The organism is Caballeronia concitans (genome assembly GCF_001544615.1).
Taxonomy (GTDB): Bacteria; Pseudomonadota; Gammaproteobacteria; order Burkholderiales; family Burkholderiaceae; genus Caballeronia; species Caballeronia concitans.
Genome location: NZ_FCNV02000001.1, coordinates 364,488 through 383,478 on the forward strand (window position 1 = coordinate 364,488; position 18,991 = coordinate 383,478).

General features: G+C 63.9%; 21 protein-coding genes. 2 read left to right on the plus strand and 19 right to left on the minus strand.

Annotated features, from left to right (window positions below; genetic code table 11):
* Positions 1-22: 22 nt before the first annotated feature.
* The 4 genes from AWB72_RS01700 to AWB72_RS01715 are packed head-to-tail and all read right to left on the minus strand — an operon-like array spanning position 23 to position 2,941.
* Entirely contained in the window at positions 23-532 is a 510-nt protein-coding gene (locus AWB72_RS01700) for a YbaK/EbsC family protein (RefSeq protein ID WP_040053169.1), read from the minus strand.
* Between the two features lie 13 nt (positions 533-545).
* Positions 546-1,466, minus strand: coding sequence for a hydroxymethylglutaryl-CoA lyase (locus AWB72_RS01705; protein WP_040053168.1), 921 nt, complete (start codon positions 1,464-1,466; stop codon positions 546-548).
* Positions 1,467-1,499: 33 nt separating this feature from the next.
* A complete protein-coding gene (locus AWB72_RS01710) occupies positions 1,500-2,441 on the minus strand; it encodes a 2-hydroxyacid dehydrogenase (RefSeq protein WP_040053167.1) in 942 nt (313 codons plus the stop codon).
* Between the two features lie 17 nt (positions 2,442-2,458).
* Positions 2,459-2,941, minus strand: a complete 483-nt coding sequence (locus AWB72_RS01715; RefSeq protein WP_052450123.1) for a VOC family protein — start codon at positions 2,939-2,941, stop codon at positions 2,459-2,461.
* Positions 2,942-3,090: 149 nt separating this feature from the next.
* On the opposite strand from AWB72_RS01715, the gene AWB72_RS01720 reads away from it, so the two are divergent.
* Together AWB72_RS01720 and AWB72_RS01725 are read left to right on the plus strand one after the other, a co-directional pair.
* The gene (locus tag AWB72_RS01720) at positions 3,091-3,702 is read left to right on the plus strand and encodes an RBBP9/YdeN family alpha/beta hydrolase (protein WP_040053278.1); all 612 of its coding nucleotides are present in this window, start codon (positions 3,091-3,093) and stop codon (positions 3,700-3,702) included.
* A 95-nt stretch (positions 3,703-3,797) separates the two neighbouring features.
* On the plus strand, positions 3,798-4,805 hold the full coding sequence (locus AWB72_RS01725) for a sulfate ABC transporter substrate-binding protein (protein ID WP_040053166.1): 1,008 nt from the start codon (positions 3,798-3,800) through the stop codon (positions 4,803-4,805).
* A 90-nt stretch (positions 4,806-4,895) separates the two neighbouring features.
* Here AWB72_RS01725 and AWB72_RS01730 read toward each other — a convergent pair whose 3' ends face one another.
* From AWB72_RS01730 to AWB72_RS01800, 15 genes are all read right to left on the minus strand, one after another.
* Positions 4,896-5,213: a hypothetical protein gene (locus AWB72_RS01730; protein WP_052450122.1), complete on the minus strand. Its 318-nt coding sequence runs from the start codon at positions 5,211-5,213 to the stop codon at positions 4,896-4,898.
* Between the two features lie 6 nt (positions 5,214-5,219).
* On the minus strand, positions 5,220-5,984 hold the full coding sequence (locus tag AWB72_RS01735) for a peptidoglycan recognition protein family protein (protein ID WP_040053165.1): 765 nt from the start codon (positions 5,982-5,984) through the stop codon (positions 5,220-5,222).
* Position 5,985: 1 nt separating this feature from the next.
* Complete coding sequence (locus AWB72_RS01740; RefSeq protein WP_052450121.1) at positions 5,986-6,579, minus strand: PAAR domain-containing protein; 594 nt, start codon at positions 6,577-6,579, stop codon at positions 5,986-5,988.
* A gap of 290 nt (positions 6,580-6,869) precedes the next feature.
* Complete coding sequence (gene bioB, locus AWB72_RS01745; RefSeq protein WP_087127784.1) at positions 6,870-7,883, minus strand: biotin synthase BioB; 1,014 nt, start codon at positions 7,881-7,883, stop codon at positions 6,870-6,872.
* Between the two features lie 6 nt (positions 7,884-7,889).
* Positions 7,890-8,591: a dethiobiotin synthase gene (gene bioD, locus AWB72_RS01750; RefSeq protein WP_040053163.1), complete on the minus strand. Its 702-nt coding sequence runs from the start codon at positions 8,589-8,591 to the stop codon at positions 7,890-7,892.
* A 7-nt stretch (positions 8,592-8,598) separates the two neighbouring features.
* Entirely contained in the window at positions 8,599-9,789 is a 1,191-nt protein-coding gene (bioF, locus tag AWB72_RS01755) for an 8-amino-7-oxononanoate synthase (RefSeq protein ID WP_040053162.1), read from the minus strand.
* Complete coding sequence (locus tag AWB72_RS01760) at positions 9,786-11,093, minus strand: adenosylmethionine--8-amino-7-oxononanoate transaminase (RefSeq protein WP_040053275.1); 1,308 nt, start codon at positions 11,091-11,093, stop codon at positions 9,786-9,788. Before AWB72_RS01760 ends, bioF begins: the two co-directional genes overlap by 4 nt.
* Positions 11,094-11,385: 292 nt before the next feature.
* Complete coding sequence (locus AWB72_RS01765) at positions 11,386-12,633, minus strand: dienelactone hydrolase family protein (RefSeq protein WP_040053161.1); 1,248 nt, start codon at positions 12,631-12,633, stop codon at positions 11,386-11,388.
* A 348-nt stretch (positions 12,634-12,981) separates the two neighbouring features.
* On the minus strand, positions 12,982-13,401 hold the full coding sequence (locus AWB72_RS01770; protein ID WP_040053160.1) for a YchJ family protein: 420 nt from the start codon (positions 13,399-13,401) through the stop codon (positions 12,982-12,984).
* On the minus strand, positions 13,398-14,006 hold the full coding sequence (locus AWB72_RS01775; RefSeq protein ID WP_040053159.1) for a glutathione S-transferase family protein: 609 nt from the start codon (positions 14,004-14,006) through the stop codon (positions 13,398-13,400). Before AWB72_RS01775 ends, AWB72_RS01770 begins: the two co-directional genes overlap by 4 nt.
* Positions 14,007-14,046: 40 nt before the next feature.
* Positions 14,047-14,724, minus strand: coding sequence for an SDR family oxidoreductase (locus AWB72_RS01780; protein ID WP_040053158.1), 678 nt, complete (start codon positions 14,722-14,724; stop codon positions 14,047-14,049).
* 22 nt (positions 14,725-14,746) lie between these two features.
* A complete protein-coding gene (locus AWB72_RS01785; protein WP_040053157.1) occupies positions 14,747-15,940 on the minus strand; it encodes an acetyl-CoA C-acetyltransferase in 1,194 nt (397 codons plus the stop codon).
* Positions 15,933-16,709: a carbonate dehydratase gene (gene can / locus AWB72_RS01790; RefSeq protein ID WP_040053156.1), complete on the minus strand. Its 777-nt coding sequence runs from the start codon at positions 16,707-16,709 to the stop codon at positions 15,933-15,935. Before can ends, AWB72_RS01785 begins: the two co-directional genes overlap by 8 nt.
* 48 nt (positions 16,710-16,757) lie before the next feature.
* Positions 16,758-18,551 (minus strand): bifunctional isocitrate dehydrogenase kinase/phosphatase, encoded by a 1,794-nt coding sequence (gene aceK, locus AWB72_RS01795; RefSeq protein WP_040053155.1) that lies wholly within the window; start codon positions 18,549-18,551, stop codon positions 16,758-16,760.
* Positions 18,552-18,562: 11 nt separating this feature from the next.
* Complete coding sequence (locus AWB72_RS01800) at positions 18,563-18,985, minus strand: MerR family transcriptional regulator (RefSeq protein ID WP_040053154.1); 423 nt, start codon at positions 18,983-18,985, stop codon at positions 18,563-18,565.
* Positions 18,986-18,991 lie beyond the last annotated feature (6 nt).

Below are 18,991 nucleotides of genomic sequence, written 5' to 3' on the forward strand. Positions count from 1 at the left end.
CACGGCGACGCCACGCCGTTCATCACGACGCCGTTTCGCGCAACGCGACATCGACCACCGGCGCGCCCGTCAACTCGACCAGCTCGCGCGGCGACAGGTTGAACACCGCATGCGGATGCCCCGCCGCGGCCCACAGGCTGTCGAGCGCGAGCAGGTCTTCGTCGATCAGCGTGACGGGCGCGACCGCGTGACCGATCGGACAAACGCCGCCAATCGCGTAGCCGGTCTTCTCGCGCACGAACTTCGCGTCCGCGCGGGCCAGCGCGCCGACCCGCGCCGCGACCTTCGCTTCGTCGACGCGATTCGCGCCGCTCGCGATCACGAGCACGGGCGCGTCGTCGTCGCGGCGTCGAAAGAGAATGGACTTCGCGATCTGCGCGATGGCGCAGTCGAGACCGGCCGCCGCTTCCGCCGATGTCTTGCCGGTCTCCGGCAGCATCACGACCGGATGCGGATGGCCGCGTTCCTTCAGCAGCAGCGCGACGCGGCGCGCGGATTCGGGGAGGGCGTCGATAGGAGTGGGTTCGATCATCGGTTGTCCTTTGTCATGCACACGCGTCGCCGCCGCGCTTTTTCGCGAGCAGCGCCTTGCCCGCACGCGATGCGCTCGGCTTGCCGATCGCGCGCGAAATGAAATCGCCGATCTCGACGAGTTCGTCCAGATTCACGCCGGTCTGGATGCCCAAGCCGTTCATCAGATACACGACGTCCTCGGTCGCCACGTTGCCCGTCGCGCCTTTCGCATACGGACAGCCGCCGAGGCCCGCGACCGACGCGTGAAAAATCTCGATGCCTTCGAGCAGCGCCGCATAGATGTTGCCGATGGCCTGGCCATACGTATCGTGAAAGTGGCCGGAAAGACGCTCGCGCGGGAACACCTTCGACGCCGCCGCGACGACTTCGCGCGTGCGCGCGGGCGTGGCGACGCCGATGGTGTCCGCGATGTCGATTTCATCGCAGCCGAGCGCCTTCATGCGCTCGACGACATCGACCACGGACGCGACGCTCACTTCGCCCTGATAAGGGCAGCCGAGCGCGCACGAGATGCTGCCGCGCAGCCGCAAGCCCGCTTCCTTCGCGGCTTTCGCGACCGGCTCGAAGCGCGCGATGCTTTCTGCGATGCTGCAATTGATGTTCTTCTGCGAGAACGCTTCGCTGGCCGCGCCGAAGATCACGATTTCATCGGCCTTCGCTTCGAGCGCGCCTTCGAAGCCGCGCATGTTCGGCGTCAGCACGGAATAGATGGTGCCCGGACGACGCTCGATGCCGGCGAGCAGCGCGGCGGCGTCGGCCATTTGCGGCACCCATTTCGGCGATACGAACGACGTCGATTCCACATTGACGATGCCCGCGCCCGCGAGCCGGTTCACCAGCTCGATTTTCGTTTCGGTGGGCACGAACGTCTTTTCGTTCTGCAGGCCGTCGCGCGGCCCGACTTCGACGATCTTCACTTTCGACGGGATCATGCTTGTCTCCTTCTCATTGAATGCGCCCGCGTTTCAATAGCCGCGCTTGAAATCCACTATGCCGCTGATCGTTTCGCCGCGCGCGAGCGCTTTGATCTTCGCGGCGATCTGCACGATGCTCTCTTCGCGCAAGGTTTCCGCCGAAATATGCGGCGTCACGCTCACGCGCGGATGCCGCCAGAACGCATGTTCCTTCGGCAGCGGTTCGGTGTGAAACACGTCGAGCATCGCGCCTGCGATCTGGCCGCTGTCGAGTGCGCCGATGAGATCGGCATCGACGAGATGCGCGCCGCGCGCCACGTTCACCAGATACGCGCCGCGCGCGAGCTTGCCGAACGCGCGCGCGTTCAGAATGCCTTCGGTATCCGGCGTATGCGGCAGCAGGTTGATGAGCATATGCGCGCCGTCGAGGAAGGCATCGAACTGATCCGGGCCCGCGTAGACCGCGACGCCTTCCAGCTCTTTCGCCGTACGGCTATAGCCGCGCACCGGCACGCCGAGCGCCACGAGCGCGCGCGCCACTTCGCCGCCGAGCACGCCCAAGCCCAGCACGCCGACGATGAAATCCTTGCGCGCATGTTGCGTGCGCTTCTCCCAGCGGCCTTCGCGTTGCAGCGCCTCGTATTCGTCGAACCGGCGCATGTAGCGCAGCACCGCGTACGTCGCGTATTCGACCATTTGCTGCGCCATGCCCGTGTCTTCGAGACGCACGAGCATCGCGCTGGGCGGCAGCGTGCCGGGTTCCTTGCGTTCGACATCGAGAATGGCATCGACACCCGCGCCGAGATTGAACACGGCTTTGAGATCCGGCCGGTTCGCGAACAAGTCGCGCGGCGCGCGCCAGACGACCGCGTAATCGGCGGGCGCGGTATCGCCCGGTTGCCACACGCGCACGTCCGCTTCCGGCAATTCGCGGGCAAAGCCGCGCAGCCAGGCATCGGTGTCGGTGTTCTGTTCGTAAAAGATGATCTTCATGCGGCTTCTCGTCGAGCTTATTTGGCGAAGAGCTGGCCGATGTCGTTGAACGCCTTGAATTCCAGCGCGTTGCCGCATGGATCGAGGAAGAACATGGTCGCCTGTTCGCCGACTTCGCCCTTGAAGCGGATGTGCGGCTCGATGATGAACTTCGTGCCCACGCCCTTGAGCCGTTCGGCGAGCGCGTGCCAGTCGCTCATCGACAGCACGACGCCGAAGTGGCGCACGGGAACGTCGTCGCCATCGACGTCGTTCTTCGCGGCGGGCCGCGCCTCGTCCGGCGACAGATGCGCGACCAGCTGATGACCGAAGAAATCGAAATCGACCCAGTCAGGCGAGCTGCGGCCTTCCGGGCAGCCGAGCAGTTCGCCGTAGAACGCGCGGGCGTTCTCGAGGCTCGTGACGGGAAAAGCGAGGTGGAACGGTTGCAGCGTGCGTTGCGTTCGCGAATGATCCGCGTGCTCGAAGCGGTCGGCGGATTCGTCGGGCAGATCGGACATAACGGCCTCCGTGTGGTGTATCGGCACATTCTACGGTGCCTGCTTGCGGCGTTCACGTCGCGCATATGGAAATGACGATTGAATCGTTCGCGCGCGGCGTGCGTCACGGGACAATGACGCCTGAACAGAACGCGGCGCGCGAGGCAGCCATGAACACTATCGACGATCCGATCCGGCGGCCCTTGCTCGTCACCGTGCCGGGGCTGCACGGCAGCGAGGGCGCGCACTGGCAAAGCTGGCTGGAGCGTCAGTACGTGGAGGCGTCGCGCGTGGAACAGGCCGACTGGGACGCGCCGCATCTCGATACGTGGGCGAGCGCCGTCGAAGCGCGGCTCGATGCGTTGCAGCGGCCCGTGGTGCTGGCCGCGCACAGCTTCGGCTGCCTCGCGACGGCGCATGCGCTTTCGCGCGGGCGTCTGGGGAATGTGCGGTCGAAGGTCGTGGGCGTGCTGTTCGTCGCGCCCGCGAGTCCGGCGAAGTTCCGCCTGGCCGGCCGCTTCGAGCCGATGCCGCTTGCGGTGCCCTCGATACTCGTCGGCAGCGAAACCGATCCGTGGATGCCCGTCGATCACGCGCGCGATCTCGCGCAGCAGTTGGGCAGCGCGTTCGTGAATTTCGGCGATGCCGGGCATATCAACACGGCGTCGGGCTACGGCCCGTGGCCACATGCGAAGTATCTCGTCGATACGCTCGCGCATTGGGCGCCGCCCGTCGAACTCGGCGCGGAAGACGTGTTCCTGCGCGAACACGCGTACGGTTGATGCCTCTCGCGTTCGGTGTTCGCTTCGATCACACTCGATGGCCGCGTTCGCGCGGCCTTTCGCATCTTTACTGCAATCGTTTTTCGGGGAAATACATGGCGGCATACAGGAAGTTCGCGCTCGCGGCGAGCGTGGCGATGTGCATGGCGGCGGGCGTCGCGCATGCCGAGACCACGTTGCTCAACGTCTCCTACGACGTGACGCGCGAGCTGTACAAGGACATCGACGCGGCCTTCGTCGCCGATTACAAGAAGCGCACGGGCGAAACGGTGTCGGTGCGCCAGTCGCATGGCGCATCGAGCGCGCAGGCGTTATCGGTGATGCAGGGTCTTCAGGCCGATGTCGTCACGATGAACCAGCCGAACGACATCGACCTGCTCGCGGAGCGCGGCCAGCTCGTGCCGGCGAACTGGCGCACGCGCCTGCCGAACGCCAGCGCGCCGTACACGACGACGATGGTTTTCCTCGTGCGCAAGGGCAACCCGAAGAACATCAAGGACTGGAGCGATCTGGCGCGGCCCGGCGTGCAGGCGATCATCGCGAATCCGAAGACATCGGGCAACGGGCGATATACGTATCTCGCGGCGTGGGGCTACAAGAAGCAGCAAGGCGCGACCGATGCGCAGGCGCAGGACTTCGAAAAAGCGATCTTCCGTAACGTGCCGGTGCTCGATACGGGCGGACGCGGCGCGACGACGACGTTCACGCAGCGCGGGATCGGCGATGTGCTGGTGACGTTCGAGAACGAAGTCGGACTGATTGAGAGCGGCGCGGGTGCGAAGGATTTCGATGCGGTGTATCCGTCATCGAGTCTGGTGGCGGAGCCGCCGGTATCGATCGTCGACAAGGTGGTGGACAAGCGCGGCACGCGCAAGGAAGCGCAGGCGTATCTCGACTTTCTTTATACGGCACAGGCGCAGGAGATCATCGCGCAACATCACTTGCGGCCGCGCAACGCGGACGTGCTCGCGAAACATGCAAGCGAGTTCAAGCCGCTGAAGACGTTCACGGTGGAGCAGATGTTCGGGAGCTGGCAGAAGGCGCAGCAGACGCATTTCGCCGATGGCGGGACGTTCGATCAGGTGGTGGTGGATAGAAAGTGAGTCGGCGTAGCGGTCGGTAGTTGGCGAGGGCAAATAGATAGGCGTGTCCTCGCCGCCGACCCTACCGAATCGTGCGTCCCCTGTTATCGCTCATAGAACGTCGTGGATGATTCGGGCCCTGCAGTCATCGAGTGATTTCTCGTCGTTTCGCATCACGCCGTAGGCATATCTGCAATAGACGGCGAGTTCGTCGCGAACATCAGGCGCTAACGCGTTGATGGGCAACGGATCGCCTTCATTCGCAAAAGGGTTGATGAATTTCCTTCTCAACGTCAGGCCCTTCTTGATGAAGTAGATCGCATGTTCGTCGTGGTCGATATACGAATAGTAATAGCCCACACCGAGCCATAGCCAGAGCAACAGCAATGTTGTGACGCTTAGGAGCAAGGCCACTGCCCTTCTTTTCATAAGCGATTATCCTCGCGGCGCACTTAGCGATAGCTCCGAACGCAGCAGCTTGACAATGTCCATTCCAAGATTGCCCGGGCAAGCTCGCCCTTTATGCGTTGCGATCTGTTGATACTCTCTATGCCCGCCCAGCCGTTCGACGTTGAAAAACTCCATGAGCACGGAACACAAGGCACGGCACGCCATAACCTGGGCGTGCGTGGGCTCGTCGTGCCAAAGAACCGTCCGGTCGGTGACGATTCCGCCGATATTTCTGAGCTTATCGATGAATGACAGGCGACCGTATTCCTGCTGGTACGCCTCGCCTGCCTGCACGAGGTTGGCTAGGAAAACGATCCCGATCTTGCCGGTGTTATCGCCCGCAACGTGTTCGCCGGTGAATCTGATATCCCGTGCCTCATAAATCTCTCCCTGACACGAGATTGCATAGTGATACCCGGCGTCATTGAATGGCGGGCTTCGGCCCATGTCCTCCGCCTGTACGCGTTGCATCTCCTGAATGGACGGCGCACCGCACGAGTAACTGCGGCCCGCGTGATGCAGAACGATATCGTGGTAATCCCAATGGCTTTCGCGCAACACACCTCTCGGCGGTATGGCATGCCATGAGGAGCGCTCGATCAGGCTGTAGCCACTTCGGGCGAGCGCCGTGATTATTGCTTGGCGAGTCGCGCCCCGGTTATTCACCGCGATCGAGATTGCCGAGGTACGGCTGCTCTCGGACGAAGTGCGGGTTTTCGTCCAATGACTGATGTTGTAATCCGAAGCCAATTCAACCTCCTTGCGCGGGAATGAGATTGCGCTTCGGCGATGAAAATATGACGTGTATATCGATGTCATGCGGGTCGTTGGTCTCGACCTTGGCGTAGCCATTCGCGTCCGTCTTGCATGCCTGTTCGACACCCGCCACTACCGCGATGATCTCCTGATTGCACAAGGGAAGAGCGGTTGCGCTGTCTGTCACGTAGAACCAGCTTGCGCAATTCTCGCTTTGTTCACTTGGAGGGACGACTGTCTGTGCAACACTCTCCGCGCTTTTCTTGGCGTCAATTACACCGAGGCTCTCAGCCAGATCGTCATACCATGCCTCGCCCGCAAGTTGCGCGAATATGCGTGGATTTTGCGGACAACCGCAGACGATCAGATCGCTGTCTAGCGCAATCTCACTGCCGCCAATGGTCATGCGACGCGGACCGCCGTCTTTGGCGATATAGCCCGTCGTTCGACAGATTGGGCAGTAGGCGGCCCCGTTGATAAGCGCGGCCTGGTGTCCGGCATTGCCGAACGTGAAGATCGGCCCATTTTGATAGCAGACTTCGCCACCATTGCTCAGTTTGTCGCCGGCAACAGCAATTCGGCGCATCATGACAGTAACTCGAACAACTGTTCGTTATGCTTATTTTGCCATGTATCGCTATCCTTGAATTCGAACGCTTACGCGTGTTGATCGGAATCGTCAGGATACGAGAGCAGAGGCAGTCTGCACATCAAGCGCCGACCGGAAAGCGCCGAAATTGACAAACAATGACAACGTCCGGAAGTAGCGGCAGACGGGCTTCGGCGGCATGCGAGTTTGATCGACCGCGCGCGGCGTGGAGTGCGCGGTTGACGCCAAATATAAGGGAGCCCGCAACCAACGCGAGCCCCTTCAACCCCTTACCCCGCGCTCACCCCATTCGCCGCTTCCGCCCGCATCCCCAGCCGGTCGATCAGCTTCCTGTCCGCTTCCGCTTGCGGATTGCTCGTCGTCAGCAACTGATCGCCGTAGAAGATCGAATTGGCGCCCGCAGCAAAACACAGCGCCTGCAACGCCTCATCCATTTGCTCGCGTCCCGCCGAGAGACGCACCATTGCCTTGGGCATCGTGATCCGCGCCACCGCGATCGTCCGCACGAATTCGAACGGATCGAGCGCCTCGGTGCCCGTCAGCGGCGTGCCCGCCACCTGCACGAGATTGTTGATCGGCACCGATTCCGGATACGGCTCCATGTTCGCCAGTTGCGAGATCAGCCCCGCGCGCTCGCGACGCGATTCGCCCATGCCCACAATCCCGCCGCAGCACACGTTGATGCCCGCATCGCGCACATGTTCCAGCGTGTCGAGGCGATCCTGATACGTGCGCGTCGAGATGATCTGGCCGTAGAACTCAGGCGACGTATCGAGATTGTGGTTGTAGTAATCGAGGCCCGCATCGCGCAAGGCCGACGCCTGATGCGCCTCCAGCATGCCGAGCGTCACGCACGTTTCCATGCCCATCGCCTTCACGCCGCGAATCATCTCCTTGATCGGCTCCAGATGACGATCCTTCGGATTGCGCCACGCCGCGCCCATGCAGAAGCGCGTCGCGCCGTTGGCCTTCGCGGTCTCGGCGGCCTTCAGCACGGCATCGACTTCCATCAGCTTGTCGGCCTTCACGCCGGTCTCGTGATGCACCGACTGCGGACAGTACGCGCAATCTTCCTCGCAGCCGCCCGTCTTGATGGACAGCAGCGTGGACAACTGCACCGCGTTCGGATCGAAATGCTCGCGATGCACCGTCTGCGCGCGATACAGCAAATCGTTGAACGGCAGCTCGTACAGCGCGACGACATCGGCGACGCGCCAGCGCGCGGGCGTCTGCGGCGGCGTCAGAGTTTGAGTGGCGATTTCGGCAGTGATGGTCTGCGTCATAGGTGTTCAGTCCTTGAGTTGAAGCCGGTCGAAGAGAAGGCGCGCGTCGAGATGATCGGCGGCGCGCGACGCATCGGCCGGCGCGATGTGAGGGATGACGCCAAGCATCGGCGCATCGATACGTTGTAGAAGCGTGCGAATGTTTTCGTCGGGATAAAGCATGTCGGGATCGACGCGATTCGCGACCCAGCCCGCGAGCTCGAGCCCGCGCGACGCGATCGCCTCCACGGTCAACAGCGCATGGCTGATGCACCCGAGCCGCATGCCGACGACGAGCACCACCGGCAGATTCAGCGCGACGGCGAGATCGGCGGTGTCGTGCGTATCGTCGAGCGGCACGCGAAAGCCGCCGACGCCTTCCACCACGACGATATCCGCCTGCGTCACCGCGAAGCGATGCGCCTCCACGATGCGCCCGATATCCAGCGACACGCCTTCGCGCGCCGCCGCGATATGCGGCGCGATCGGCTCGCGCATCATGAACGGCGTGCGAATCTCGGGCGGCAGCGCGACGTTCGCGGCGGCATCGAGCTGATCGGCGTCGTCGTTGTGCAGCACGCCGTCGCGAACGGACGCGCCCGAAGCGATCGGCTTCATCGCCGCGGCGCGCAGGCCCGCGCGCGCGAAGCCGTGAAGCAGCGCGGATGAAACGAACGTCTTGCCGATCTCCGTATCGGTTCCGGCGACGAATAGCGATAAAGCGGTCATAGCGTGATTAAAGCGTACTCAAAGCGTGATCGAGGCGCGCGAGGTCTTCGTCGCTGTGCGCGGCAGAAAGCGAAATGCGCAAGCGCGACGTGCCCGACGGCACCGTAGGCGGACGAATCGCGGGCACCCAGAGCCCTTGTGCATCGAGCGCGGCGGCGAGCGCGACGGTTTCATCGTTGCCGCCGATCACGAGCGGCTGCACCGCCGTCTGCGAATCGACCGGCAGCCAGCGCGTGCGCTTGAGCATCGCGCGCGTGGTGTCGATGAGCGACGCCAGATGCGCGCGCCGTGCATCGCCTTCATCGCTTGCAATGATGCGCACGCTCGCCGACACCGCATGCGCGACCGCCGGCGGCGACGCCGTCGTGAAGATATACGGCCGCGCGCGCTGCACGAGCCATTCGATGACCGTCGCATGCGCGCAGACGAACGCGCCCGCGACGCCCGCCGCTTTTCCGAGCGTGCCGACGTACACGAGATGCGGCGAGCGCAGCGCGTAATGCGCCAACGCGCCGCGCCCTTGCGGGCCGAGCACGCCGAAGCCGTGCGCGTCATCCACGACGAGCCACGCGCCGTACTTCTCCGCCACCTCGACGAGGCGCGCGAGCGGCGCGATATCGCCGTCCATGCTGAACACCGAATCGGTGACGATGAGCTTCGTCGCGGTCTGGTCGCGCGAGGCGTCGAGCATGGCGTCGAGCGCGTCGATGTCGGCGTGCGGATAAATCTGCGTCTCGGCGCGCGAAAGGCGAACGCCGTCGATCAGCGACGCATGATTCAGCGCATCCGAGAACACGAGCGTGCCGCGCCCGGCGAGTGTCGTCAGCACGGCGAGGTTCGCCATGTAGCCGGTGCTGAAGTAGAGCGCGCGCGGATCGTCGACGAAGCCGCCCGAGAACGCCGCCAGTTCGTCTTCGAGCTGCGCGTGCGCGCGCGAATGGCCGCCGAGCAGATGCGATCCGCCGCTGCCCGCGCCGTACAGCGACGCGCCTTCAGCCAACGCCGCGCGAATCGATTCGTGCGCGGCGAGGCCGAGATAGTCGTTGCTCGCGAAGCCGATCATCGCGCGGCCATCGACGGTCATGTGCGCGGAATTCGCGCCGTCGATGGTGCGGCGGCGGCGGCGCAAACCGCGCGCGTCGATATCGGCGAGGCCCTGTTTCAGCGCGTCGAACAGCACGTCCGATGTGCGCGTCATGCGGCCTCCGCGAGCGTCGCGTCGAGCGTGTCGCGCGTGCGTTGTGCGAGCAGCGCGAGTTCGTCGTCGGAGAGAATGTACGGCGGCATCAAGTACACCGTCGTGCCGATGGGACGCATCAGCAGCTCGCGTTGCAGCGCGTTCGCGAAGAAGCGGCGCGAGAAAGTCTTGTCGGCGATATCGACATCGAACGCGAAGATCGTGCCGCGCTCGCGCAGATTCTTCACGCGTTCGTGCTTGCCGAAGTGCGTCCGCAACGTCTCGCCCAGCAGCGCCGATTTACGCCGATTCTCTTCCAGCACCTTCGCGCTTTCGAAGAGATCGAGCGTGGCCAGCGCCGCGCGGCACGCGAGCGGATTGCCCGTGTACGAATGCGAATGCAGAAAGCCGCGCGTCACGTCGTCGTCGTAGAAAGCGGCGTAGATCTCGTCGCGTGTCAGCACGATCGAAAGCGGCAAGTAACCGCCGCTGATGCCCTTCGACAGACACACGAAGTCCGGCCACACGCCCGCCTGCTCGCACGCGAAGAAGGTGCCCGTGCGTCCGCAGCCGACCGCGATTTCATCGGCGATCAGGTGCACGCCGAATTCGTCGCAGAGCGCGCGCAATCGCGTGAGATACGACGCGTCGTACATCGCCATGCCCGCCGCGCACTGCACGAGCGGCTCGACGATGACCGCGGCAAGCTGCGTCGCGCGTTGCTCGAAGAGCGCGCGCATCGCGGCGATGGCTTCGTCCACGCCCACCGCCGCCGGCGATGCAACCACGTGCGCGTGACGGATCAGCGGGTCGTAGGCGTCCTTGAAGAGCGCGACATCCGTCACGCCGAGCGCGCCGATGGTCTCGCCGTGATAGCTGTTCGCGAGGCACGCGAACTCGCGCTTCTCGTTCTGGCCGCGATTGCGCCAGAAGTGGAAGCTCATCTTCAACGCGATCTCGACCGCCGACGCGCCATCCGACGCGAAGAACGCGTGGCCTAACGTGCGCTGCGTCAGCGCGGAAAGCCGCTCGGCCAGTTCGACGGCGGGCGCGTGCGTGCAGCCCGCGAGCATCGCGTGTTCGAGCGTATCGAGCTGATCTTTCAGCGCGCGGTTGATATCCGCATTCGCGTGGCCGAAGAGATTGACCCACCACGAACTGATGGCGTCGAGATAGCGGTTGCCCGCCGGATCGTAGAGCCACGCGCCCTTGCCGCGCGCAATCGGCACGAGCGGCACGCGCTCGTGATGCTTCATCTGGGTACACGGATGCCACACGGCGGCGAGCGAGCGCGCAACCCAATCTTGATTCGCTTCTGTGTTCAAAAACGGCTCCCAGGCCCGCGGGTGACGCGAGCCGGTACATCGGTCAGGCCGCAGGGCCTGCGCATTTCGAGGAAAGACGCGCGAGACATCGCGCGCTCCAATTATCCCGAAAATGTCCGCGCGCTTCCCTTTTCGACGGACTTTTGCGACGCGCATGCGCGCGCATCGGATGAGCGAAAACGCGATGTCGCGCGCATCGTCGGCGAACGCGACGCCTATGCGAACCATCCCGCCGCAAGATGCGAAAACGCCGGCGCGCGGGCCGGCGTTTGCGTTTTCCGTTGGTCAGCGTTCAGCGCGATGCCGTCTGCGTGTCGGCGGAGGGCGCGCCCTTCCAGACGACGGCGTCATCGACCGCGTAGAGGCGGCACGGATCGCTGCTTTGCTTCTGGCATCCGGCGATGGCGACGGACATCGGATCGTCGCCGCCTTCCGCCCACGACCACGCGCCCGAATCCGACACGGCGAACGCGCGGCTCGAATACTGGCTCAGGAAATTGCGATACCCGGCGCGTCCGCCTTCGTCGATGAACGGCACCGACTGCACCGAATCCAGGCTCGCGTAGCCCGACGCCTGCGGCGCGCGCGGCTCGGCGACCTGATACTGCACGGACGTCGGCATGCCGATCTGCGCGAGGAACGCCTTCACGCGCGGCCACCAGACCTGCACGCCGTCGCGATCGCCGACGAGCCGATGCGCGTCGCTCTTGTACGTGCCGAAGTCGACCATGCTCGCGCGCGCGCCGTGCGCGACGAACGCGTCGTACATTTGCGCGGAGAGATTGCCTTGCCAGACCGAGTCGTTGTCGCCGTAAAGCCACAGCGACGGCAGGCGCACGTGTTCGCCGTAAGCGCCGAACGCGTTGACGAGATTCTTCTGCCAGCCCGCGCATTCGTCCTGACGCAGCCCGCCGGAGAAATTGATGAGACCGCGCACGCCGGGCGCGGACATCGCGTCGCGCGCGCCGTAGGCGATGGACGTCAGCCCGCCGTGCGACGTGCCCGCCACGACGATATGCGTCTTGTCCACATACGGCTGCTGGCTCATGTACGCGACGGTGGCGGCGACATCGCGCGCCTGCGCGAAGCCGTTCGCTTCGACGTTGCAGCCGCGGCCGGCGTAGTCGCCGCCCGAGCCGGCGAAGCCACGACGATTCGGCACCACGACGACATAGCCGTGACGCACGAACTCGCGTGCGAGCGCGACCGGGCGGTTGCGCGGCTGCGCGTGGGCGTCGCCGGGAAGCTTGCCGTGATTGAAGACGATCATCGGGAACGGGCCCGCGCCGTCCGGCTTGAACACGGTGGTTTCGAGCGCGATGTCGTCTTCCGGCACGCCGATGACCGTCTCGTTCAGCCCATTGGCGACGACCGGCAGGCTCGGATCGAGCGCATCGGGAATCTGTCCGAAGACGGGAGCCGTGAGGCCCTCGGATTGACGCACGCCGCCGATCGGTTCGGCGCGCACGGCGGACGTGACCAACGCCGTCGCGAGCGAGCACAACATGCTGCATCCGACCAACCAGTTTCTGATCGCCATCCGTGAACTCCGACTGCATCCGATCGATGTTGATGTGCGTCGCCCCGGACTGTTGCCTGATCGAAGTCACAAACCTGTCGCGCTGCTCGCGGAGAGCAGTATCGAATGCTGGTTTCGGGAGTCATGCCCCAAAAAGGCACGACGAATGGCTTCAAACGGGCAATGCAGGCATTAAAGCGGGGCAACGCTCTTTACCAGTGCGCGAGAATGACAACGCGCTGGCGTAAAGAGAGATTACCCGTTCAAAATTGCACTGCACAATAAAGGAAACCCCGTAACCGCTTAATCTGAAAGGAGAAGTTCAGGAAATAAGTACCGCCGCGAATCGCGGTTATATTAAGAACATATTTACTTTTCTTTTATTTCTCCGTCGATATAAACCCAGCGGCCATTGGCATCGCGCGTAAAGCGGCTGGCTTCATGCAGACGATGAGCGCGTCCGTCCACCTTGTATCGCGCGACGAAGTCCACTTCCTCGTGATTCGCGTCGATCGCCGTGTGGCGCTTGATCTGCAGGCCGAGCCAGCGCGTGCCGGTGTCGGAGGCATCGAGGTCGGGCGGGCAGGTTGCCGCGTCCCACGTCGCGCGCAGGTACGCGGTATCGCCGAGCACGTAGGCGGTGTAGCGCGAGCGCATCAGTTCCATCGCGTTGGCGGGCGCTGCGTCGCCGTCGATGAAACGCCCGCAGCAATCCTCGTAGCGCGGCGCCCGCGCATTCGCCTTCTGCGCTGGCGACGCCCCGCCGCACGGGCATTCCACCGGCTTCATGCATCGACTCCCGGCATCGCGACATGACCCGGCTGGCTGCGCACGCGATCCAGCCACGCGCGGATCGCCGGATAGCGCGACAGGTCGAGACCGGCTTCATCGGCGACATGCGTGTACGCGAAAAGCGCGATGTCCGCGACCGTGTATCGCTCGGCGACGAAGAACGTGCGCGCGGCGAGATGCTGCTCCATCACGTCGAGCGCGCGATACGAACCGGCGGTTTTCTCGGGCAGACGCGGATCGTCGGGCTGCTTCAAAAACTGCCGGATGAAGCGCGCGACGGCCACGTACGGCTCGTGACTGTACTGCTCGAAGAACATCCACTGCAGCACTTGCGCGCGTTGCAGGCGGTCGTCGGGCATGAGCGGCGTGCCGTCGGCGAGATAGCAGAGAATGGCGTCGGATTCGGTGAGCGTCGTCGTCTCGTCGATGCACAGCACCGGCACCTTGCCGTTCGGATTGAGCTTGCGGAAGGCGTCGGTGCGCGTGGCGCCGTGCATCATGTCCACTTCATGCCAGACATACGGCAGCTTCAGTTGTTCGAGCGCGAGACGCACCTTGTAGCAGTTGCCGGACGCCGAAACGCCATGCACGTGATAGGTCATTCGGATGTTCCCGGTCGTATTGGTCGAATAAGTCGATGCGTCACCAGTCGAGCTTCGTGCCGTCGTACTGGATGAAGCGGCCGTTGAAGTCGTCGCGCAACGCACGCGCTTCCGCGATCACCGCGCGCATGCCGGTGACGCTGCGCGCGACGTCGATGGCCGCCGACGGCCCGCCCATCTCCGTGCGCACCCAGCCCGGATGCAGCGCGATGCACGCCGAATGCCGCGATTCCAGCGAAGCCACCTTCAGCGCCGAATTGAGCGCCGCCTTGCTCGCGCGATACAGCCAGCCGGTCGTGCCGCTCGCTTCGCTGATGCTGCCCATCTTGCTCGACACGACGGCGAGCACGCCGTGCGCCGCGTCCGTGAGCGGCAGCAGCACGGGGATGAGCTGCATCGGGCCGCGCACGTTGGTGTGCATGACGGCGTCGAAATCGTCGCTGCTGATGGTTTCCACGCTTTCCGTGCGCGGGCCGTACACGCCCGACACGATGATCGCGACATCGAGCCGCTCTTCGTCGAGCTGCCACGCGAGCGCGGCGATCTGCTCCGGCTGCGTCACGTCGAGCGAGAAGGTTTGCGCGCCGAGCGCGTCGAGCGTGGAGAGCGCGGCCTTGTCGCGCGCGGTGGCCAGCACGCGCCAGCCGTCGCGGCAATATTCGCGTGCGAACTCGTGGCCGATACCGCGTGATGCGCCGATGATCAGGGCGGTTTTCATGCGTTGTCCTTTGTGGATGGCTTCAGATCAGTTCGATGCCCATCGCCGTCGCTTCGCCCCCGCCGATGCACAACGACGCCACGCCGCGCTTCAACCCGCGCTTGCGCAACGCGCCGATCAGCGTGACGAGAATCCGCGCGCCCGACGCGCCGATAGGATGCCCGAGCGCGCACGCGCCGCCGTTCACGTTGACCTTGTCGTGCGGCAGGTCGTGTTCGCGCATCGCGGCCATCGTGACGACGGCGAACGCTTCGTTGATTTCGTAGAGATCGACATCGTTCGCGCGCCAGCCGTTCTTCTCGAAGAGCTTCGAGATTGCACCGACCGGCGCGGTCGTGAACAACGCGGGCTGCTGCGCGAACGTGCTGTGTCCGGCGACGCGCGCAACCGGCGTCACGCCGAGGCGCTTGGCGGTGGATTCGCGCATCATGACGAGCGCGGCCGCGCCATCCGATATCGACGACGAATTCGCCGCCGTCACCGTGCCGTCCTTCGCGAACGCGGGCTTGAGCGTCGGAATCTTGTCGATGTTCGCCTTGAACGGCTGCTCGTCGCGCGCGATGAGCGTATCGCCCTTGCGGCCTTGCACGGTGACCGGCGCGATTTCCCATTGGAACGATCCGTCCTCGTTCGCGCGTTGCGCGCGGCGCAGCGATTCGACCGCGAACGCGTCCTGCGATTCGCGCGAGAACGCATACGACGACGCGCATTGCTCCGCGAACGTGCCCATCAGGCGGCCTTTGTCGTAGGCGTCTTCGAGGCCGTCGAGGAACATGTGATCGAGCACCTGACCGTGCCCCATGCGCATGCCGCCGCGCGCCTTCGGCAGCAGATACGGCGCGTTCGTCATGCTTTCCATGCCGCCCGCGACGATCACGTCCGCCGATCCCGCGACGAGCATGTCGTGCGCGAACATCGCGGCGCGCATGCCGGAGCCGCACATCTTGTTGATCGTCGTGCAGCCGGTGGAAAGCGGCAGGCCCGCGCCGAGCGCCGCCTGACGCGCGGGCGCCTGGCCTTGTCCCGCGGGCAGCACGCAGCCCATGATCGCTTCGCCGACCTGCTCGGGCGCGAGGCCCGCGCGTTCGACTGCCGCGCGAATTGCCGACGCGCCGAGCTGCGGCGCGGTCAACGTGGCGAAATCGCCCTGAAACGCGGCCATCGGCGTGCGTGCCGCCGAAACGATGACGACCGGATCGCTCTGTGTCTCACTCATGTTTTAGCTCCTTGATGACGCCCTGAATGACGGCGGGAATGGCGCCGAGACGCGCCGCATCGGACGCGATGACGTCGTTCTCCGCCGCATGTGCGCCTTCGCGCGTCAACGCCGCGAGGCACGATTGATACGTCGGGTCCACTGCTTCCTGCGCACTGATCATCATGCCCATGTTGCGCAGACGGCCGTCGTGGACGCCGTAGGTCCAGCCGTGAACGGTGAGGTCCTGCCCGCGCGCCCAGGCGTCGTTGACGACGGTGGTGCGGCACACGTTGAGCGTCTGCTCGATCGTGTTCAGTTCCACGAGCCGGCGATGCCGCGCTTCGCCCATCGGCCATTCGTCGAGCAGCGCGGCGTGTTTCTCGCGCACGTCTTCGACGTGACGCAGCCAGTTATCCGCGAGTCCGACGCGCCGCCCGACGAGCGCCGCGCCCACGCCCGAGCAGCCGTAATGGCCGACGACCATGATGTGCTTCACCTTCAGGAGATCGACGGCGAACTGGATCACGGACAGCGCGTTCAGGTCCGAGTGCACGACCACGTTCGCGATATTCCGATGCACGAACACTTCGCCCGGCGGCAAGCCGATGATCTGGTTCGCGGGCACGCGCGAATCGGAGCAGCCGATCCACAGATATTCCGGCGCCTGCTGATGCGCGAGCCGCTCGAAGAACTCCGCGTCCTCCGCAAGCTTGCGCGTGACCCAGCTCTGGTTGTTGTCGAAGAGATGGGCGAGGGGATGAGCGGCTTCGTTGTTTCGGTCAGTCATGGTGATGTTCGTATTGCATGTTTCAAAGGATGCACCGCATGGCGCACGTCATGCGGCGCGCGCGGATGCCTTCTCGAAGCGTTCCGGATAGCGGATGCAGAATCGGATGGCTCCGTCGTAGGGAAAAAAGTCGGCGAGTTCGCCTCGTTGCAGTTGCTCCTTGTGACGCTGCCACAGCGCAGGGTCGAAGAAATCCGCGTGATGGCGCATGAACGCTTCGCGCACGCGCGGATCGCCGAGCAGGAACGTGCCGTATGTTTCCGGAAAGATATCGTGCGGACCGACGGTATACCACGGCTCGCCCGACAACTCGTCTTCCTCGTTGCGCGGCGGCGGCACGCTGCGCACGTTGCATTCGGTCAGATATTCGATCTCGTCGTAATCGTAGAACACGACGCGTCCATGCCGCGTCACGCCGAAATTCTTGTAAAGCATGTCGCCGGGGAAGATGTTCGCCTGAATCAGCTGCTTGATCGCATCGCCGAATTCCTTGATGCCGTGATCGATGTCGTCCGCATTGCCGTTCTGCAGGAAGAGATTGAGCGGCACCATGCGCCGTTCGATATAGACGTGCCGGATCACGAGCTTGTCGCCTTCGTATTCGATCATCGAGGGCGCTTCCTTCTCCAACTCGCGGATGAGCGCGTGATCGAGCCGCGCGACAGGCAGCGCGACGCTCGAATATTCGAGCGTATCGGCCATGCGGCCCAGCCGGTCGTGTCGCTTCACGAGCAGATACTTGTCCTCGATCTTCGCGCGCGTGGTGTCTTTCGGCGGCGGAAACGAATCCTTGATGAGCTTGAACACATAGGGAAACGACGGCAGCGTGAACACGATCATCACGAGTCCCTTGATGCCCGGCGCGATGATGAACTGATCGCTCGAATGTTTCAGGTGATGCAGCAGGTCGCGATAGAACAGGTTCTTGCCCTGCTTCTGCAGGCCGAGCGACGTGTAGATTTCCGCGTTCGGCTTGGCCGGCATGATGGTGCGCAGAAAGTGCACATACGCCGACGGCACTTCCATGTCGACGAGAAAGTACGAATGCGAAAAGCTGAAGATGATGAGCAGCTGTTGACGCTCGACGAGCACGGTATCGAGCGCGAGCAGGCCGGGCTTTGTATGACGGATGGCGATGGCGAACGGCAGCAAGGAATCGCCATGAATGATGCGTCCGACGATATACGCCGCCTTGTTGCGAAAGAAGAGCGACGACAGCACGTGAATCTGGAAATTCGGCGCGGGCGCGAAGTCGCCGAATGTATCCTTCAGCGATTGCATCACGCATTGCACGTCGCGCGTGAGGTCTTCGAACGGCGGCTGCAACTGAAAGTTCGTGACGATGCGCTCGAGCGTCGCCGCGAGGCCGTCCTTCTCCGGGTAATACGCGCGATACGTCGGCTTCGCGGCGGGCTCGTCGTTCTCGATGTATTCGGTCGAAATGGCCGGACGCACGAAGATGAAATCGTTGTTGAAGTATGAGCGATGCAGGATCTTGCAGCACACCGAGTTGAAGAACGTCTCGGCGCACTCCGGCTGCCGATGCGTCGTGAGCAAGCCGATGTAATGGAGCTTGATCTGCTGCCAGACGTCGTCGTCGATATTCTCCGCGTCGTACTCGTCTTCGAGACGCGCCACGCATTCCGCGACGCGTTCGTCATACGACGTGATGCGTTCGCGCGCGAGCTGCGACATCGCGCGCCAATCGCCCTGCTCGAAGAGCGTCTTCGCACGGACGGCGGCTTCGCGGAACACGCAGTAGTGCCGGTCGAAACCTTCGAGCAGCGTCTGCGCGACATCGAAGCCGATTTGCGACGAGAGCAGCTTGGGAAAGTGGTTCATGTCGGCTCACATCATGCGGCTTTCGAGCGGCGCGCGCGTTTGTCGATGCCCGCCGCGAGCAGCGCGCGGCCTTGCTCTTCGTAAGCGGCGAGTTCGTCGAGCGTCGTGTTCAGGTCTTCGAGCTGGCGTTGCAGCACTTCGCGATGCGCGGCGATGGTGTCGATGAACGCGCGAAGCTGCGTGGCGGTGCCGGTGGGGGAATCGTAGAGATCGAGCAGCGCGCGAATCTCCGACAGCGTGAAGCCGAGCCGCTTGCCGCGCAGCGTGAGCTTGAGGCGCGTGCGGTCGCGCGAGGAATACACGCGGCGCAGGCCGTTCGCGCCTTCGCGTCGCGGCGCGAGCAGGCCCTGATCTTCGTAGAAGCGGATGGCGCGCGGCGTGACGTCGAACTCGCGCGCCAAATCGGTGATCGTGTAATGCGTGGGCTGGGTCATCGGAAA

Bases quoted from the DNA above. Each gene is read 5' to 3' on its own strand.
- AWB72_RS01700 (WP_040053169.1), bottom strand. From the start codon at position 532: ATGATCGAACCCACTCCTATCGACGCCCTCCCCGAATCCGCGCGCCGC.
- AWB72_RS01770 (WP_040053160.1), bottom strand. From the start codon at position 13,401: ATGAAGCCGGTGGAATGCCCGTGCGGCGGGGCGTCGCCAGCGCAGAAG.
- AWB72_RS01765 (WP_040053161.1), bottom strand. From the start codon at position 12,633: ATGGCGATCAGAAACTGGTTGGTCGGATGCAGCATGTTGTGCTCGCTC.
- AWB72_RS01780 (WP_040053158.1), bottom strand. From the start codon at position 14,724: ATGAAAACCGCCCTGATCATCGGCGCATCACGCGGTATCGGCCACGAG.
- AWB72_RS01720 (WP_040053278.1), top strand. From the start codon at position 3,091: ATGAACACTATCGACGATCCGATCCGGCGGCCCTTGCTCGTCACCGTG.
- AWB72_RS01775 (WP_040053159.1), bottom strand. From the start codon at position 14,006: ATGACCTATCACGTGCATGGCGTTTCGGCGTCCGGCAACTGCTACAAG.
- AWB72_RS01740 (WP_052450121.1), bottom strand. From the start codon at position 6,579: ATGATGCGCCGAATTGCTGTTGCCGGCGACAAACTGAGCAATGGTGGC.
- AWB72_RS01730 (WP_052450122.1), bottom strand. From the start codon at position 5,213: ATGAAAAGAAGGGCAGTGGCCTTGCTCCTAAGCGTCACAACATTGCTG.
- AWB72_RS01710 (WP_040053167.1), bottom strand. From the start codon at position 2,441: ATGAAGATCATCTTTTACGAACAGAACACCGACACCGATGCCTGGCTG.
- bioD (WP_040053163.1), bottom strand. From the start codon at position 8,591: ATGACCGCTTTATCGCTATTCGTCGCCGGAACCGATACGGAGATCGGC.
- bioB (WP_087127784.1), bottom strand. From the start codon at position 7,883: ATGACGCAGACCATCACTGCCGAAATCGCCACTCAAACTCTGACGCCG.
- bioF (WP_040053162.1), bottom strand. From the start codon at position 9,789: ATGACGCGCACATCGGACGTGCTGTTCGACGCGCTGAAACAGGGCCTC.
- AWB72_RS01785 (WP_040053157.1), bottom strand. From the start codon at position 15,940: ATGAGTGAGACACAGAGCGATCCGGTCGTCATCGTTTCGGCGGCACGC.
- AWB72_RS01800 (WP_040053154.1), bottom strand. From the start codon at position 18,985: ATGACCCAGCCCACGCATTACACGATCACCGATTTGGCGCGCGAGTTC.
- aceK (WP_040053155.1), bottom strand. From the start codon at position 18,551: ATGAACCACTTTCCCAAGCTGCTCTCGTCGCAAATCGGCTTCGATGTC.
- can (WP_040053156.1), bottom strand. From the start codon at position 16,709: ATGACTGACCGAAACAACGAAGCCGCTCATCCCCTCGCCCATCTCTTC.
- AWB72_RS01715 (WP_052450123.1), bottom strand. From the start codon at position 2,941: ATGTCCGATCTGCCCGACGAATCCGCCGACCGCTTCGAGCACGCGGAT.
- AWB72_RS01705 (WP_040053168.1), bottom strand. From the start codon at position 1,466: ATGATCCCGTCGAAAGTGAAGATCGTCGAAGTCGGGCCGCGCGACGGC.
- AWB72_RS01725 (WP_040053166.1), top strand. From the start codon at position 3,798: ATGGCGGCATACAGGAAGTTCGCGCTCGCGGCGAGCGTGGCGATGTGC.